This window comes from Streptomyces sp. NPDC048353, assembly GCF_055587165.1.
This window is the reverse complement of the sequence record NZ_JBVJGU010000008.1, coordinates 285691-300532: the sequence shown is the minus strand read 5'-3', so window position 1 is coordinate 300532 and position 14842 is coordinate 285691. Positions and strand designations below refer to the sequence as shown.

Sequence of the window (14842 nt, the reverse complement as noted above, 5' to 3'; positions counted from 1 at the left end):
ACCGTCCGGATCGGAACGACCCGGACCGGATATCCGCAGTCCCTCACGCATACGCAAAGGAACCGATACCCATGGCGAACACCGAGACCGCCCTCAAGGAAGCCGCGTCCATCGAAGGTGCGATCGGCGCCGCGCTGGTCGACTACACCAGCGGCATGGCGCTCGGCACGATCGGCGGCGGCAAGGAGCTCGACCTCACGGTGGCCGCGGCCGGGAACACGGACGTGGTCCGGGCCAAGGTCAGGACGATGGAGATGCTGGGTCTCCAGGAGGACATCGAGGACATCCTGATCACGCTCGGCACGCAGTACCACCTGATCCGGCTGCTGAAGGGGCGCGGGGCCAACGGGCTGTTCCTCTATCTGGCGCTGAGCAAGGACCGGGCCAATCTGGCGATGGCCCGCCACCAGCTGCGCAAGATCGAGCTCGAGCTGGAGATCTGACCGGCTCACTCGACGAAGAGGCCGCGGACGACCGCCTTCGTGTCGAACTCCTCCAGGCGCGCCTGGGCGTCGGGCAGTTCGTCCGCCATCGCCTCCAGGAGCACCCGGCCCAGCAGCATCGGGGCGCACGCCGTGTCGAAGGCGAGGCCGGTGCCGACGGCGGCCGGGATGAGCAGGTCGCTGTGGGCGGCGACGGGTGCGAACGCGGACTCGGCGACGGTCACGACGGTCAGCCCGGCGGCCCGCGCGTACTCGAGGGTCTCCACGACCTCGCGGGGGTGGCGGGGCAGCGCGAAGCAGAGCAGGGCCGTGGCCCCGGCCCGTACGGCCGCGTCGATGCGGTCGGTGAGCATCGAGCCGCCCTCGTCGAGGAGGCGGACGTCCGGGTGGACCTTGGCGGCGAAGTACGCGAAGCCCCGGGCCTGCGAGGAGGCGGCGCGCAGCCCGAGTACCGGCAGCGGCCGGGAGGCGGCGAGGAGCCGTCCGGCGCGGCCGACGGGGGCGGGGTCGGCGAGCAGGTCGGCGAGGTGGCGCAGGTTCTCGATCTCACCGAGGACGGCCTGCTGGTACTCGTTGTGCTCGCTGCGCTCCCCGGCGGTCCGCTCTGCGGGCGCGACCTCGCGCAGGTGGCGGCGGAGCGCCGGGTAGCCGTCGAAGCCGAGGGCGACGGCGAAGCGGGTGACGGAGGGCTGGCTGACGCCGGCGAGTTCGGCGAGTTCGACGCTGGACAGGAACGGCACGTCGGCGGCCCGCCGCACCATGCAGTGCGCGATGCGCCGCTGGGTGGGTGTCAGCCGGTGCCCTTCGAAGAGCGCCTGCAGCCGTCCGGCCGGGCTGTCGCTCACGCCGTCCCCCTTCCGATTATTCATTCACCCTGAACTCTGCATGAGGATATGCAGGAGGGCAAGAAAAGACGGGGGCTGGCCCCACTGACCTCGCGCCGGCGGGTCCGTACGGTGGCGGGCATGAATACCCGCGACCCTGAGCTCAAGAACGAGCTGGACGCCACGTTGCACGCCCGCCGGGAGTTGGGCGCCGAGTACGAGGCGGCCCTCATCGAGTCCTTCCTCGGCAAGGTGGAGGAGAGTCTGGATGCCACGATCGACCGCCAGGTGAGGCGCCGGCTGGCCGAACAGCGGACGGAGTCCGTCCGCGGGGGCCGGGCGCCGGCGGCGGGGGTGGAGGGCTTCGGCGAGAGGTTCGGTTTCGGGATCATCTCCCTGATCGTCGCGGTCCCTCTGTCGGCGATCGCCGCGCACCAGGCGCAGCTGGAGGGCCTGATCGTGACGTGGCTCGGCATCGTGGGCGTGAACTTCGTCCACGCCTTCCGCGGCCGCCTGCCCCGCCGCACCGGGGACAGGACCCCGGACGCCTTCTAGGGCATACGTACGCCTACGAGGGCCCCCGGGCGAGTGAGCCGAAGGGCGCGCGGCTGTCGAAAGGGAGAACGCGCGCAGCCCGCGAGGTACGAGCGGGCGAGCACGATCGACCGTCGACAGTCGCACAGAGCGCCCGGAGGCGAACCGAGCCCCAGAAAAGAGGTACGAGCGGGCGAGCACGATCGACCGTCGACAGTCGCACAGAGCGCCCGGAGGCGAACCGAGCCCTCAAAAAAATAAGGCGGGGACCGCCGCACCCCCGTGAAACGGGGGGCGGGACGACGGCGGTCCCCGCGAGGGGCGCGGGTCCGGGTCAGGGCCGGGGTCCGCGTCCGCGGCGTGCGGAGGAGGTCCGGGAGCCGCTCCGTAGTCCTTGACGCCGACAAGGACCACTGTGCCGGGGGCGTGTTAAGCGGGTGCTGCGGCGACGTGTCGCGCTCGTACCGTTTGCGCGAACGTCCGAGCGGCCCGCTCGCGGCCTACTTGGCGACGTGCTTGACCCCTCCGCCGGCGAGGAAGGCGAGGAGGTCCTGGCGGCTGACGACGCCGGTGGGCTTGCCTTCGACCAGCACGATCGCGGCGTCGGCCTTGCCGAGGACGGACATGAGGTCGGCGACGGGCTCGCCGGAGCCGACCTGCGGCAGCGGCGGGCTCATGTGGCGCTCCAGCGGGTCCTCGAGGGAGGCGCGCTTGGTGAAGAGGGCGTCGAGGAGTTCGCGTTCGACGACGGAGCCGACGACTTCGGCGGCCATGACATCGGGGTGGCCGGCGCCGGGCTTGACGATGGGCATCTGGGAGACGCCGTACTCCCGCAGGACTTCGATGGCCTGGCCGACCGTCTCCTCGGGGTGCATGTGGACGAGGGAGGGCAGGCCGCCTTCCTTGTGCCGGAGGACGTCGGCGACGGTGGCGGACTCGGTGTCCTCCAGGAAGCCGTAGTCGGCCATCCACTCGTCGTTGAAGATCTTGGAGAGGTAGCCGCGGCCGGAGTCCGGGAGGATGACGACGACGATGTCGTCGGGGCCGAGCTCGCGGGCGACCTCGAGCGCGGCGACGACCGCCATGCCGCAGGAGCCGCCGACGAGGAGGCCTTCCTCCTTGGCGAGGCGGCGGGTCATCTGGAAGGAGTCCTTGTCGGAGACGGCGACGATGCGGTCGGTGCCGTCGCGGTCGTAGGCGCTGGGCCAGAAGTCCTCGCCGACGCCTTCGACGAGGTACGGGCGGCCGGAGCCGCCGGAGTAGACCGAGCCTTCGGGGTCGGCGCCGATGATCCGGACGGAGCCGCCGCTGACCTCCTTGAGGTATTTGCCGGTGCCGGAGATGGTGCCGCCGGTGCCGATGCCGGCGACGAAGTGGGTGATCTTCCCGTCCGTCTGCTCCCAGAGCTCGGGGCCGGTGGTCTCGTAGTGCGAACGGGGGTTGTTCGGGTTCGAGTACTGGTCGGGCTTCCAGGCGCCGGGGGTCTCCCTGACAAGCCGGTCCGAGACGTTGTAGTACGAGTCGGGGTGCTCGGGGTCGACGGCGGTGGGGCAGACGACGACTTCGGCGCCGTACGCCCGCAGTACGTTGATCTTGTCAGTGGACACCTTGTCGGGGCAGACGAAGATGCACTTGTAGCCCTTCTGCTGGGCCACGATCGCGAGGCCGACGCCGGTGTTGCCGGACGTGGGTTCGACGATCGTCCCGCCGGGCTTGAGAGCACCGCTCTCCTCGGCGGCTTCGATCATGCGGACCGCGATGCGGTCCTTGACCGAGCCGCCGGGGTTGAAGTACTCGACCTTGGCCAGGACGGTCGCCTGGATGCCGGCCGTGACGTTGTTGAGCTTCACCAGCGGGGTGTTGCCGACGAGGCTGATCATCGAGTCGTGGAATTGCACCGTAATCTCCGGGGTCTCCGTAATGGTGCGGCAAGCGTATGCGTAGTCGGAGCGTGTTACGGGGCAGTTAGACCCTGAACGGCTTGAAGGAGGTGACTGCCCCCATGTCGAGGGCGAGGGTGGCACGGCGGATCGCGGCGGGCGCCGCGTACGGCGGTGGGAGCATCGGGCTGCTCGGTGTGGCGGCGGTGGGGGTGCTCCTGGCCGAGGTGCAGCTGGCGAAGAGGTCGGTCGGGGGCGGGGTGGCGCCGCTGCCACCGGCGACGGAGGGCCTGTACGGGCGTTCGTTCGTGGCCTCGGACCCGGCGTCCTCCCCTCTGCGGATGGCCCTTCTGGGTGATTCGACGGCGGCGGGTCAGGGGGTGCGCCGGTCCGGGCAGACTCCGGGGGCGTTGCTGGCGTCGGGGCTCGCGGCGGTGGCGGAGCGTCCGGTGGATCTGCGGAACGTGGCGCTGCCGGGGGCGCGGTCGGACGATCTCGAACGGCAGGTGTCGTTGCTGTTGTCGGCGGCGGCGGGGCCGCCGGACGTGTGCGTGATCATGATCGGTGCGAACGATGTGACGCATCGGATGCCGCCGACGGAGTCGGTGCGGCATCTGGCGGCGGCCGTGCGGCGGCTGCGGACGGCCGGGGCCGAGGTGGTGGTGGGGACCTGTCCGGACCTGGGGACGATCGAGCCGGTGTACCAGCCGTTGCGCTGGCTGGCCCGGCGGGTGTCGCGCCAGCTGGCGGCGGCGCAGACGATCGTGGTGGTGGAGCAGGGCGGGCGGACGGTGTCGCTGGGCGATCTGCTGGGTCCGGAGTTCGCGGCGAATCCGCGGGAGATGTTCGGGGTGGACAACTTCCATCCGTCGGCGGAGGGGTACGCGACGGCGGCGATGGCGGTCCTGCCGACGCTGTGCGCGGCGCTCGGCGTGTGGCCGGAAACCGACCGTCTGGAGCCGGACCGTCACGAGAACATGCTGCCGGTGGCGAAGGCGGCGGCGGAGGCGGTCAGGGAGGCCGGTACGGAGGTCACGGGGGCGCGGGCGCCCTGGGCACTGCTCAAGCACCGCCGTCGGCGGCGGCTGCCGGAGACCGCGGCGCCGGAGCCGGAGCCGTCCTCGGAGGACGCGCGTCGGCCATGACCGGAGGGGGCGGTGGGGTGGCGGGGTGGCCGGTTCGCGGCGGCCGGGGGCCCGCTCGGCCGGGGCGTCCGGGCCCCGGCGCCGCCCCTCACCCACACCCCGCACCGGCCTTGACTGAGCGCTCGCTTAGAAAAGAGGCCCGCATCACACGGCCAGGCCGGTGACCAACGCGGTACGTACGGGTAACTTCCCCTTCAGTCCTGCCGTACCGCACCCGCACCCTCCCTGGAGCCGTGATGCCCGAAGCCGTCATCGTCTCGACCGCCCGCTCCCCGATCGGCCGGGCCTTCAAGGGCTCCCTGAAGGACCTGCGTCCCGACGACCTGACCGCGACCATCGTCCAGGCCGCCCTGGCGAAGGTTCCCGAGCTCGACCCGCGGGACATCGACGACCTGATGCTCGGCTGCGGCCTGCCGGGCGGCGAGCAGGGCAACAACCTGGGCCGGATCGTCGCCGTCCAGATGGGGATGGACCACCTTCCCGGCTGTACGGTCACCCGCTACTGCTCCTCCTCGCTGCAGACCTCCCGTATGGCGCTGCACGCCATCAAGGCCGGCGAGGGCGACGTCTTCATCTCGGCGGGCGTCGAGATGGTGTCGCGCTTCGTGAAGGGCAACTCCGACTCGCTGCCGGACACGCACAACCCGCTCTTCGCCGACGCCGAGGCCCGTACGGCCGCCGTGGCCGCCTCGGAGGGTTCCAGCTGGCACGACCCGCGCGAGGACGGCCTGGTCCCGGACGCGTACATCGCGATGGGCCAGACCGCGGAGAACCTGGCCCGGCTCAAGGGCATCAGCCGTCAGGAGATGGACGAGTTCGGCGTACGGTCGCAGAACCTGGCCGAGCAGGCCATCAAGAACGGTTTCTGGGAGCGGGAGATCACTCCGGTGACGACCCCGGACGGCACGGTCGTCTCGGCGGACGACGGCCCGCGCGCCGGCGTCACCCTGGAGGGCGTGCAGGGCCTGAAGCCGGTCTTCCGCCCCGACGGCCTGGTCACCGCCGCCAACTGCTGCCCGCTGAACGACGGTGCCGCCGCGCTGGTGATCATGTCGGACACGAAGGCCCGCGAGCTGGGTCTGACGCCGCTCGCCCGGATCGTCTCGACCGGCGTCTCGGGCCTCTCTCCCGAGATCATGGGCCTCGGCCCGGTCGAGGCCTCCAAGCAGGCCCTCAAGCGCGCCGGCCTGACGGTGGGCGACATCGACCTGGCGGAGATCAACGAGGCTTTCGCCGCGCAGGTGATCCCGTCGTACCAGGACCTGGGCCTGGATCTGGACAAGGTGAACGTGAACGGCGGCGCGATCGCCGTCGGCCACCCCTTCGGCATGACCGGCGCGCGCATCACGGGCACGCTGATCAACAGCCTGCAGTTCCACGACAAGCAGTTCGGCCTGGAGACGATGTGCGTGGGCGGCGGCCAGGGCATGGCGATGGTCATCGAGCGGCTGAGCTGAGCCGGAGCGGAGGGTAGGGGTCGCCTGAGGAACGAAGGCGGCACCTGCCCGCAGCGGTGGCGAAGCGAAGCGCGACCAACAAAGCGAGCGACTGAGCTGAGCCCCTAGCTGCGAGGGCCGGTCGGCCCAGCGCTCCCATGGCCTTTCGGTGCGGGTCCCAACCGTGCCGCGTCCCAGCCGTGACCGAATCTCCCCCAGGATGTGACCTACGTCCCGGGGGAGAGTCGTTCCCGCAGGTCACAACGGTCCCGGGACTAAACACCGGGCACAAATACCTGTCCATTTCGTGACGTAATGCACTGACAGGACGCGCACTCCCACGCCAAGCTGAGGTAGGAAGTCGGGGGATCGACTCGAATCGGGAGTACGTCAGTGAGCGCCATGTCTCTTGCCCTGCTGGTGACCACGGCCGCCGCCACGGCCGTGGGCGCCGCCGCCCTGCACGCCGCCCATGGTCTCCGTAAGCAGGTCGCCGCTCTGCGTAGCGAACTGACCACCGCGCACGGGGTGTCCGTCCCGCATGCCCGCCAGTCGCCCGCCTCCGAGATACGCGAGGCGGTCGCCGAGGCGCTCGCCGAGGAGCGGGAGCGGGAGCTCGCGGAGGCGCGCGCCTTCTGGGCCGCGCAGGAGGCCCGTGACGCGGCCGACGCCCCCTCCCTGCTGGGCGGCCTGTCCGGCTCCGTCGAGGACAGCCCCTTCTACGTCCCGCGCCAGAGCGACTTCGTGGGCCTGGAGGCGATGGCCATGGAGGCCATGGAGGCCGAGGCCGCGGCGCTGGACGGCGCCGGCGCCGAGAACGTCCTGGAGGAGTTCCCGGAGCTGAACGAGTACGCCGAGGACTCCCCGGAGCTGGCCGCCGCCCGCCGCCGCCACCCTTCGCACCCGGACTTCGTGCCGGTGCAGACGCCGGTCGTGACCGACCACGAGCGCACGGTGTCGCGTCTGGAGAAGCTCGCCGACACGGCCACGGCCCTGACCGACGTGCGGCCCGGCCCGCTCGGCACGCTCGACGTGTACGTGTTCGCCGACGGCACCACGCTCTGCATGACCCCCGGTCACCGCGAGACGGCGGAACGCCTCGCCGAGGCGCTGCGCGCGGGCCACACGCCCGTCCTGCTGGGCGGCTCGGGCGTCTCGGGCGCGTACGCCCTGACGTTCTCCTGCGGCGACGAGACGGACGACAACGTCTACATCCTGGCGGACCGCGTCATCGCCTCGCTCTGATTCGCTCCGACCGCTCCGCCGCTCTGCCGCTCTGACCCACGGGGCCCTTCCCCGGGCCCCCGAGCCCCGTCCGGGCCCTGACCCTCGGGCCCGACGCCCCTCGCATCCTGCGGGCTTTCGGCGGGCTTGCGGCGGCCTCTCAGAGCCCCGCCCGCCGCGTCGCCTCGCGTACAAGATCCACGGCCTCGCCCAGGTCCCCTTCGAGGACACCGTCCGGGGCCGTCCGCAGAACTTCCGCCAGATCGTTCCCCGCGACCACGAGTTGGTCCGCCACGGTGAAGACCCCCGCGTCCGGCATGACCCGCTCGGTGGCCCCGGGCTCCTCGATCCGCTGGGCGCGCCGCGCCAATTCCCTGGCCAGCGCCAGTCCTTCGGCGGCGGCCCCGCGCTGGAGGCGGCTCTGCGGGGCGGCCCGCAGCCGGTCGGCGAAGCGCTCGACGGCGGCGCTCAGTTCACTCGTATCACGCACTCCGCGACCCTACGCGCCCTCCGGGGACTGTTGCCAACGAGCCTTCGCTCAGGCACGGTGGCGGGAAGGAGCACACGGCAACACGCGTCCGGAGGCGCCGATGTCCCACGTCTTCTCCGAAGAGACCCATCGCAATCTGCTCGCCCGCATCCCGCACTGCACCGGTCGTGAGGTGTCCGACTGGCTTCGCGCCGTAGAGGAAGGCCCCTCCCTCGTCCGTTTCGAGGAGAAGGTCAGCTGGCTCCGGGGCGAACACGACCTCGCGTACAGCCACGCGAAGGCCATCATCCATGAGTACGACCTCCGACGGGCGGCCCGCAGACTGCTCTGACACCCCCTCCCGCCCCCGCGGCGAGCCCGCGGAACCCCGCGCACCGGAAGCGCACCGGAACGGACCCCGCGAACCGGAAGCGGAAGCTCACGACACAGCGAAAGGGCCCGCCCGGCAGTCGCCGGACGGGCCCTTCGTCATACGGTCACGCTGTCACGCGGTTCCGGGCGTACCCGGCCGACGTGTCAGTCGTCGCCCTGGAGGATCGACAGCACACGCAGCATCTCCAGGTAGATCCACACCAGGGTCATGGTGAGGCCGAAGGCCGCCAGCCAGGACTCCTCGCGCGGGGCGCCGTACGTCACGCCGTCCTCGACCTGCTTGAAGTCGAGGGCGAGGAAGCAGGCGCCGAGGATGATGCCGATGACGCCGAACAGGATGCCGAGGCCGCCGCTGCGGAAGCCCAGGCCGTCACCGCCGCCGAAGACGGCGAACAGGAGGTTCACCGCCATCAGCAGCATGAAGCCGATGGCGGCCGCGATCACGAAGCCGTAGAAGCGGCGGGTGACGCGGATCCAGCGCATCTTGTAGGCGATCAGCACACCGGCGAAGACCGCCATCGTGCCCAGGACCGCCTGGACCACCACACCCGGGGAGATGTAGGTGGAGACGGCGCTGGAGATCACGCCGAGGAAGACGCCCTCGAAGGCGGCGTACGCCAGGATCAGGGCCGGCGAGGCCTTGCGCTTGAAGGACTGCACCATCGCCAGGACGAAGGCCACCAGGGCCGCGCCGATGGCGATGCCGTAGGACGTGCCGATGTTCGCCGAGTCGACGGGCAGCAGGACCCACGACAGGACGGCGGTGAGCACGACCGTGCCGAGCGTCATGGCCGTACGGCTCACGACGTCGTCGATCGTCATCACGTCGCCGCGGGTCTGCGGCGGGGCGCCGAGCTGGGCGCTCGGGTCGGTGGCGTAGGGGTTGGTCGCGTACGGGTTCGCGGCGCCTTCGGCGTACGGGTTCGTTCCGACGGCGGGGCCCCCGGCCTGCGGCTGCTGCGCGTTGAAGCCGGCGTAGCCGTTGTCGCGGCTGAACCCCCGTCGCGAGAAGACCGGGTTGCTGCTCCTCATCTCACTCCTCCATGGCCGCACTGCGCGGCCTTGCGTCAAGAGTAATGCGGAAGCAAAAGAATCTCCCTCGTGCTGGGGGAGGATCTTTCCAGGATCGTCGAAAGGGCCCGTCGGCCGCCACCGGGCGGGATACGGGGAGCTGTGCCCGGAACCGGACTCGAACCGGTACGGCCCGAAGGCCAGCGAGGTTTAAGCTCGCCGTGTCTGCATTCCACCATCCGGGCATGGCGGGCGGCTCCGCGTTGGCACATGAGCCTATCGGGACGCGTCCCTCGTTCAGCGGAACGGCAACCCGATGTTGTCTTATTTTATTGACGCCTGAGGGTGCGTCAGTGCAGGTCGGGGCCTTTCTGACGAAGTGTGACGGGGCTCGCAGGCGCAAAGGCGCACACTCGGGAATGACGGAAAGTCGCCGCCCGGTGACGGATTCCCCCGCGGGGTACCGGGCCCGCGGGGCTCCGGCGGGCGTCTCAGGGGCGCCGTCATACCTCAGGAGGAGGGGCGGGCCGCCCGGTCCGACTCGAGACTGCCCCGGGAACGGGCATGTGGGCGGACGACCGGGGCCGTAACGCTCGACACGATGGAGAGGTTCCCGAACGTCCCGCAGTGACAGGAGTCTCCCTCGTGACCACCACCCCCACCGTGTCCCGCGCCACCGCGGTGGCAGCCCGCGCCACGGAGCTCTCGAAGGTCTACGGGCAGGGCGAGACCCAGGTGGTCGCCCTGGACCGGGTCACCGTGGACTTCCGGCAGGGAGAGTTCACCGCGATCATGGGCCCTTCCGGCTCCGGCAAGTCGACCCTGATGCACTGCGTCGCCGGTCTCGACTCCTTCAGCTCCGGCTCCGTCCGGCTCGGCGAGACGGAGCTCGGCACCCTGAAGGACAAGCAGCTCACGCAGCTGCGCCGGGACAAGATCGGCTTCATCTTCCAGGCGTTCAACCTGCTGCCGACGCTGACGGCGATGGAGAACATCACTCTGCCGATGGACATCGCGGGCCGCAAGCCCGACAAGCAGTGGGTGGAGCGGGTCATCGACATGATCGGCCTGTCCGGCCGGCTCGGCCACCGGCCCACGCAGCTCTCCGGCGGCCAGCAGCAGCGCGTCGCCGTGGCGCGCGCCCTCGCCTCCCGCCCCGAGATCATCTTCGGTGACGAGCCGACCGGAAACCTGGACTCCCGCTCCGGCGCGGAGGTGCTGGGCTTCCTGCGCAATTCCGTACGGGAGCTGGGGCAGACGGTCGTCATGGTGACGCACGACCCGGTGGCCGCCTCCTACGCGGACCGGGTGATCTTCCTCGCGGACGGCCGGATCGTCGACGAGATGATCAGCCCGACGGCGGACGGCGTGCTCGACCGGATGAAGGCGTTCGACGCCAAGGGCCGCACGAGCTGACCCACCCCCGGGGCTCCGCCCCGGTCCGCGGCCCTTCGACGTTCCGCCCCCGGCAGGGGGCTCTCCACTCCAGGACACACCCATGCTCCGTACCGCCTTGCGCAACGTGCTCGCGCACAAGGCCAGGCTGCTGATGACCGTGCTCGCCGTCATGCTCGGCGTCGCCTTCGTCTCCGGCACCCTGGTCTTCACCGACACCCTCTCCCAGGCCTTCCGCAGCCAGTCGGCCAAGAGCTACGACGACGTCGCCGTCGCCGTCAGCATGTATCCGCCCCCCGAGGAGGCCGCGAAGACGCCGGGCCTCTCCGAGGACGTCCTCGACCGCCTCGGCAAGCTCGACGGCGTCGCCGGCGTCACCGGCCGGGTCGACGGCTTCGCCGGCGTGCCCGACAAGGACGGCAAGCTGATCGGCGTCGGCTGGTCCAACAAGGGCACCAACTTCGCCCCCGGCTCCGACGGCAAGGACCGGTCGTACGCCTTCGTCCAGGGCGCGGGCCCGGTGGAGGACGGCCAGGTCGCGCTCGACAAGGACACCGCCGACAAGGGCGGCTACCAGGTCGGCGACCGCGTCCGCGTCGCGACCAACGGCCCGGTGAAGGAGTACACCCTCTCCGGTGTCTTCACCACCGAGGACGGCGCCGTCAGCGCCGGCGGCAGCCTGGTCCTCTTCGACACCTCCGTCGCGCAGCAGCAGTACCTGAAGGCGGGCTTCTACCGGGACGCGACCGTCGTCGCCACGCCCGGCACGGACGCCGACAAGCTCCTGGACGAGGTCCTGAAGGTGGTCCCGAAGGCGGCCACCGCCCAGACCGGCAAGGCGCTCGCCGACGAGCAGGCCCGGGAGATCGAGGCGGGGCTCGGCGCGCTCAACCAGGTGCTGCTCGGCTTCGCCGGCATCGCGCTCTTCGTCGGTGTCTTCCTGATCTCCAACACCTTCACCATGCTGGTCGCCCAGCGCACCAGGGAACTCGCGCTGATGCGCGCCGTCGGCGCCTCGCGCAAGCAGATCACCCGTTCCGTGCTGGCGGAGGCCGGTCTGGTCGGCCTGGTCGCCTCCGTCGTCGGCTACGGCCTGGGCGTGGCCCTGGCGGTCGGTCTGCGGTCGGGCATGAACGCCTTCGACATGAAGGTGCCGGGCGGCCCGCTGGTCCTCGGCAGCACCCCGGTCATCGCCGCGCTCTCCGTCGGCGTCCTGATCACCATGCTCGCCGCCTGGCTGCCCGGCCGCCGCGCCGCGAAGATCCCGCCGGTCGCCGCGATGAGCAGCGTCCACGCCGCCGCGACGACCAAGTCGCTCGTGGTCCGCAACTCCATCGGCGCCGCGCTCACCGCGCTCGGCGCGATCATGATCGTGCTCGGTGCCGGCAAGGGCGGCGACGACGGCCGGATGCTCATCGCGGGCGGCGCCTTCGTCACCCTCGTCGGTGTGATCGTGCTGATCCCGCTGCTCTCCCGCCCGGTGATCGCCGTGATCCGTCCGCTCTTCGTGGGCGTCTTCGGGGTCGCCGGCAAGCTGGCCGGTCTCAACGCGGTCCGCAACCCGCGCCGTACCGGCGCCACCGCCTCCGCGCTCGCCATCGGTCTGACCCTGGTCACCGGCCTGTCCGTGCTCGGTACGACGGTGGGTGCGGCGCTGGACAAGATGACGACGGACCAGATCCGCGCCGACTACATGATCTCGATGGCCAGCGGCGACGGCATGAACAAGGACGCGCTCGCCGCGATCGAGAAGACCCCGGGCGCGACCGCGGTCTCGCCGCAGCTGGCCGGCTGGCTCACGCTGAAGGGCAAGGACGTCTCGGCCTCCGGTGTCACCCCCGGCGACATCGAGAAGCTGATCAAGCTCGACACCGTGCAGGGCTCGCTGGGCTCGCTGGGCCAGGGGCGGATCGCGATCGCCGAGAAGACGGCGGCCAAGCAGGGCTGGAAGGTCGGCGACACGCTCCCGGTCGAGTACGGCGACAAGCAGAAGAACAGGCTGACGGTCGGCGCGATCTTCGAGGACAGCGAGTTCGTCTCGCCGGTCGTGATCGACGCGAAGCTCCTCATCGCCCACGAGCAGCAGTCCTACATCCCGCAGATCTTCGTCTCGATGGACGGCGGCGCGTCCGCGGCCAACGAGAAGGCGCTCGTGGAGGCGATGGGCGACAACCCGGCCGTCACCGTCATGGACCAGAAGGACATCCGTGACCTGTTCGGCGGCCAGATCAACCTGCTCCTGAACATCATGTACGGGCTGCTGGCGATGGCGCTGATCATCGCGGTGCTCGGTGTCGTGAACACCCTGGCCATGTCGGTGTTCGAGCGGCAGCAGGAGATCGGCATGCTGCGGGCGATCGGGCTTGACCGGCGCCGGGTGAAGCGGATGGTCCGGCTGGAGGCCGTGGTCATCTCGCTCTTCGGCGCGGTGGTCGGCATCGGTCTCGGCTCGTTCCTCGGCTGGGCGATCGGCGAGACCATGCGGGAGAGCCTGCCGGGCTACGCGCTGGTGCTGCCGTGGGACCGGATCGGTGTCTTCCTCGTCCTCGCCGGTCTGGTGGGCGTGCTGGCCTCGCTGTGGCCGGCCCGCAGCGCGGCGCGGCTGAACATGCTGACCGCGATCAAGACCGAGTAGCGGCGGCACGGACCGCGCGCGGACGGCGAAGGCCGGACACCTCCGAGGTGTCCGGCCTTCGCCGCGTCCGCGTCCTGCCGGCGCGTCAGCTTCCCGCGCAGTAGCTCATCAGGTGGTCGTGGTCGGCCTTGAACTGGTCGTACAGCGCCGCGTCGTCGATCTTCAGCAGCGTCTCGTCGTTGGCCCGCAGCGCCGGGTAGGTGTAGTTGTGGCTGCCGGTGAAGACCAGCTTCCGGTCGGCGACGCCGTTGTACGTGCCCTCCACGAGCAGGTACTTGGAGTGGAGCCCGACCTTGACGAGGCCGGGCCCGCGGTCCTCCTGGCACTCCACGCGCTGGGTGAGCTTGCCGGAGATGGTGTTCTCGACGCCGTCGTTCATGGAGTCGGGCGCGCCGTCGTGGGCGAGGGTCACCGAGCAGCCGGCGTTCTTCAGGGCGACGAGCTTGGCGGCGACCTCGACACGGGTGAAGAGGTTGGCGGCCATCCGCACCCGGGTGCCGCCGGCGCAGCCGACGTTGTCCAGGATCAGCTTGACGGTGTCGGTGGAGGCGTCCTTGTCGAAGGTGGTGCCGGCGGCTTCCTTGCGGGGGAAGAAGTACGCCTTGTACGGGCCGCTCTCGGGGGTCTTGTAGTAGTGGCTCAGGCCGGTGGCGGAGGTGCCGTAGGCGAGGAGGTCGGCCCAGTAGGCGCGGTAGATCGCGTAGAGGCCGCTGTCGACGATGGTGACGGCGTTGTTGAAGAGGTCGGTGCGCTGGAGGTTGGTCATGTTGGCCGAGGTCTGCACCACGACGTCGTTCGCTCCTCCGGTGGAGGAGAAGAGGAAGAACTTGTTGTGGTTGATGGCGCCGTCGGGGTCATTGGGCAGCTTGCGGGTGCCGATGCAGCCGCGGCCCTTGGGGCAGGCGAAGACCCAGGAGTCCTGGGTGCGGTCGGTGCCGAGGCGTGCGGCGAGGCGGGTGTACTCGCCGCCGTCCGTGGTGACGGAGGCGTGGTCCAGGATCACCTTGACGGCGACGCCGCGGGTCTTGGCGGCGGCGAGCGCGTCGGTGACCGTGTTCTCGGTGAAGGTGTAGAGGCCGGCGGTGATGGCGGAGCCGGCCGGGGCCTGGTCGATCAGCCCGATGATGTGGTCCCGGATGCGGCTCTGCGCGACGCTGTCCCCGGCCGGGTCGTTGAAGGTGGCGGTGGTGGTCACGGCCTCTGCGGCGGTGGCGGCGGCCGGGGCCGCGGCCGGCGGGGCCGCGTTGCCGGGGAGGGCCGCGGTGGCCAGGAGGCCGGCGGTGGCGGCCAGGGTGAGCAGCAGACGGGTCGGGCGGTGCACGGTGGGTTCCCCCTCGAACCTGAACGGCGCATGTCCGGCATACCTCGGTATGCGGCATATGCATGACAATGCGGACCCGGAAGAGAAGGGCGCCGGTTCGCACCGGCGCCCTCGTCCGAGCCCGAAGTCCCG

The 14842-nt window shown here is 70.8% G+C and carries 13 protein-coding genes and 1 tRNA gene; 8 read left to right on the top strand and 6 right to left on the bottom strand.

Going from position 1 to position 14842, the window contains the following annotated elements; translation table 11 throughout:
* Positions 1-71 precede the first annotated feature (71 nt).
* The gene (locus tag ACZ6RC_RS27500; protein WP_391145510.1) at positions 72-443 is read left to right on the top strand and encodes a hypothetical protein; all 372 of its coding nucleotides are present in this window, start codon (positions 72-74) and stop codon (positions 441-443) included.
* 5 nt (positions 444-448) lie between these two features.
* Here ACZ6RC_RS27500 and ACZ6RC_RS27495 read toward each other — a convergent pair whose 3' ends face one another.
* Positions 449-1312, bottom strand: a complete 864-nt coding sequence (locus ACZ6RC_RS27495; protein ID WP_469588004.1) for a MurR/RpiR family transcriptional regulator — start codon at positions 1310-1312, stop codon at positions 449-451.
* Positions 1313-1408: 96 nt separating this feature from the next.
* On the opposite strand from ACZ6RC_RS27495, the gene ACZ6RC_RS27490 reads away from it, so the two are divergent.
* Positions 1409-1822, top strand: a complete 414-nt coding sequence (locus tag ACZ6RC_RS27490; protein ID WP_391145515.1) for a hypothetical protein — start codon at positions 1409-1411, stop codon at positions 1820-1822.
* Positions 1823-2301: 479 nt separating this feature from the next.
* Here the strand turns inward: ACZ6RC_RS27490 and ACZ6RC_RS27485 are convergent, their stop codons facing one another.
* Positions 2302-3699, bottom strand: a complete 1398-nt coding sequence (locus ACZ6RC_RS27485; protein WP_391145517.1) for a cystathionine beta-synthase — start codon at positions 3697-3699, stop codon at positions 2302-2304.
* A 104-nt stretch (positions 3700-3803) separates the two neighbouring features.
* Here ACZ6RC_RS27485 and ACZ6RC_RS27480 point away from each other — a divergent pair, with 104 nt between their 5' ends.
* From ACZ6RC_RS27480 to ACZ6RC_RS27470, 3 genes are all read left to right on the top strand, one after another.
* Positions 3804-4826, top strand: coding sequence for an SGNH/GDSL hydrolase family protein (locus tag ACZ6RC_RS27480; RefSeq protein WP_469588001.1), 1023 nt, complete (start codon positions 3804-3806; stop codon positions 4824-4826).
* Between the two features lie 236 nt (positions 4827-5062).
* Positions 5063-6283, top strand: coding sequence for an acetyl-CoA C-acetyltransferase (locus tag ACZ6RC_RS27475; RefSeq protein WP_391145523.1), 1221 nt, complete (start codon positions 5063-5065; stop codon positions 6281-6283).
* A 381-nt stretch (positions 6284-6664) separates the two neighbouring features.
* Complete coding sequence (locus ACZ6RC_RS27470) at positions 6665-7507, top strand: hypothetical protein (RefSeq protein ID WP_469587998.1); 843 nt, start codon at positions 6665-6667, stop codon at positions 7505-7507.
* A gap of 139 nt (positions 7508-7646) precedes the next feature.
* Here the strand turns inward: ACZ6RC_RS27470 and ACZ6RC_RS27465 are convergent, their stop codons facing one another.
* Complete coding sequence (locus tag ACZ6RC_RS27465) at positions 7647-7976, bottom strand: hypothetical protein (protein WP_469587995.1); 330 nt, start codon at positions 7974-7976, stop codon at positions 7647-7649.
* 100 nt (positions 7977-8076) lie between these two features.
* Here ACZ6RC_RS27465 and ACZ6RC_RS27460 point away from each other — a divergent pair, with 100 nt between their 5' ends.
* Positions 8077-8307 carry a DUF4287 domain-containing protein gene (locus tag ACZ6RC_RS27460; RefSeq protein ID WP_365715911.1) on the top strand — a complete coding sequence of 77 codons (231 nt, stop codon included), beginning with the start codon at positions 8077-8079 and terminating at the stop codon, positions 8305-8307.
* Positions 8308-8492: 185 nt separating this feature from the next.
* Here ACZ6RC_RS27460 and ACZ6RC_RS27455 read toward each other — a convergent pair whose 3' ends face one another.
* Both ACZ6RC_RS27455 and ACZ6RC_RS27450 read right to left on the bottom strand, forming a co-directional pair.
* Entirely contained in the window at positions 8493-9380 is an 888-nt protein-coding gene (locus ACZ6RC_RS27455; protein ID WP_391145531.1) for a Bax inhibitor-1/YccA family protein, read from the bottom strand.
* Positions 9381-9522: 142 nt separating this feature from the next.
* Positions 9523-9604, bottom strand: a tRNA-Leu gene (locus tag ACZ6RC_RS27450).
* A gap of 400 nt (positions 9605-10004) precedes the next feature.
* Between ACZ6RC_RS27450 and ACZ6RC_RS27445 the strand changes: the two genes are divergently transcribed.
* Together ACZ6RC_RS27445 and ACZ6RC_RS27440 are read left to right on the top strand one after the other, a co-directional pair.
* The gene (locus tag ACZ6RC_RS27445; RefSeq protein ID WP_391145534.1) at positions 10005-10775 is read left to right on the top strand and encodes an ABC transporter ATP-binding protein; all 771 of its coding nucleotides are present in this window, start codon (positions 10005-10007) and stop codon (positions 10773-10775) included.
* An 82-nt stretch (positions 10776-10857) separates the two neighbouring features.
* Positions 10858-13389, top strand: coding sequence for an ABC transporter permease (locus tag ACZ6RC_RS27440; RefSeq protein WP_469587990.1), 2532 nt, complete (start codon positions 10858-10860; stop codon positions 13387-13389).
* A gap of 85 nt (positions 13390-13474) precedes the next feature.
* On the opposite strand, the gene ACZ6RC_RS27435 is transcribed toward ACZ6RC_RS27440, so the two are convergent.
* Complete coding sequence (locus ACZ6RC_RS27435; RefSeq protein WP_469587987.1) at positions 13475-14710, bottom strand: phospholipase D-like domain-containing protein; 1236 nt, start codon at positions 14708-14710, stop codon at positions 13475-13477.
* Between the last annotated feature and the right edge of the window lie 132 nt (positions 14711-14842).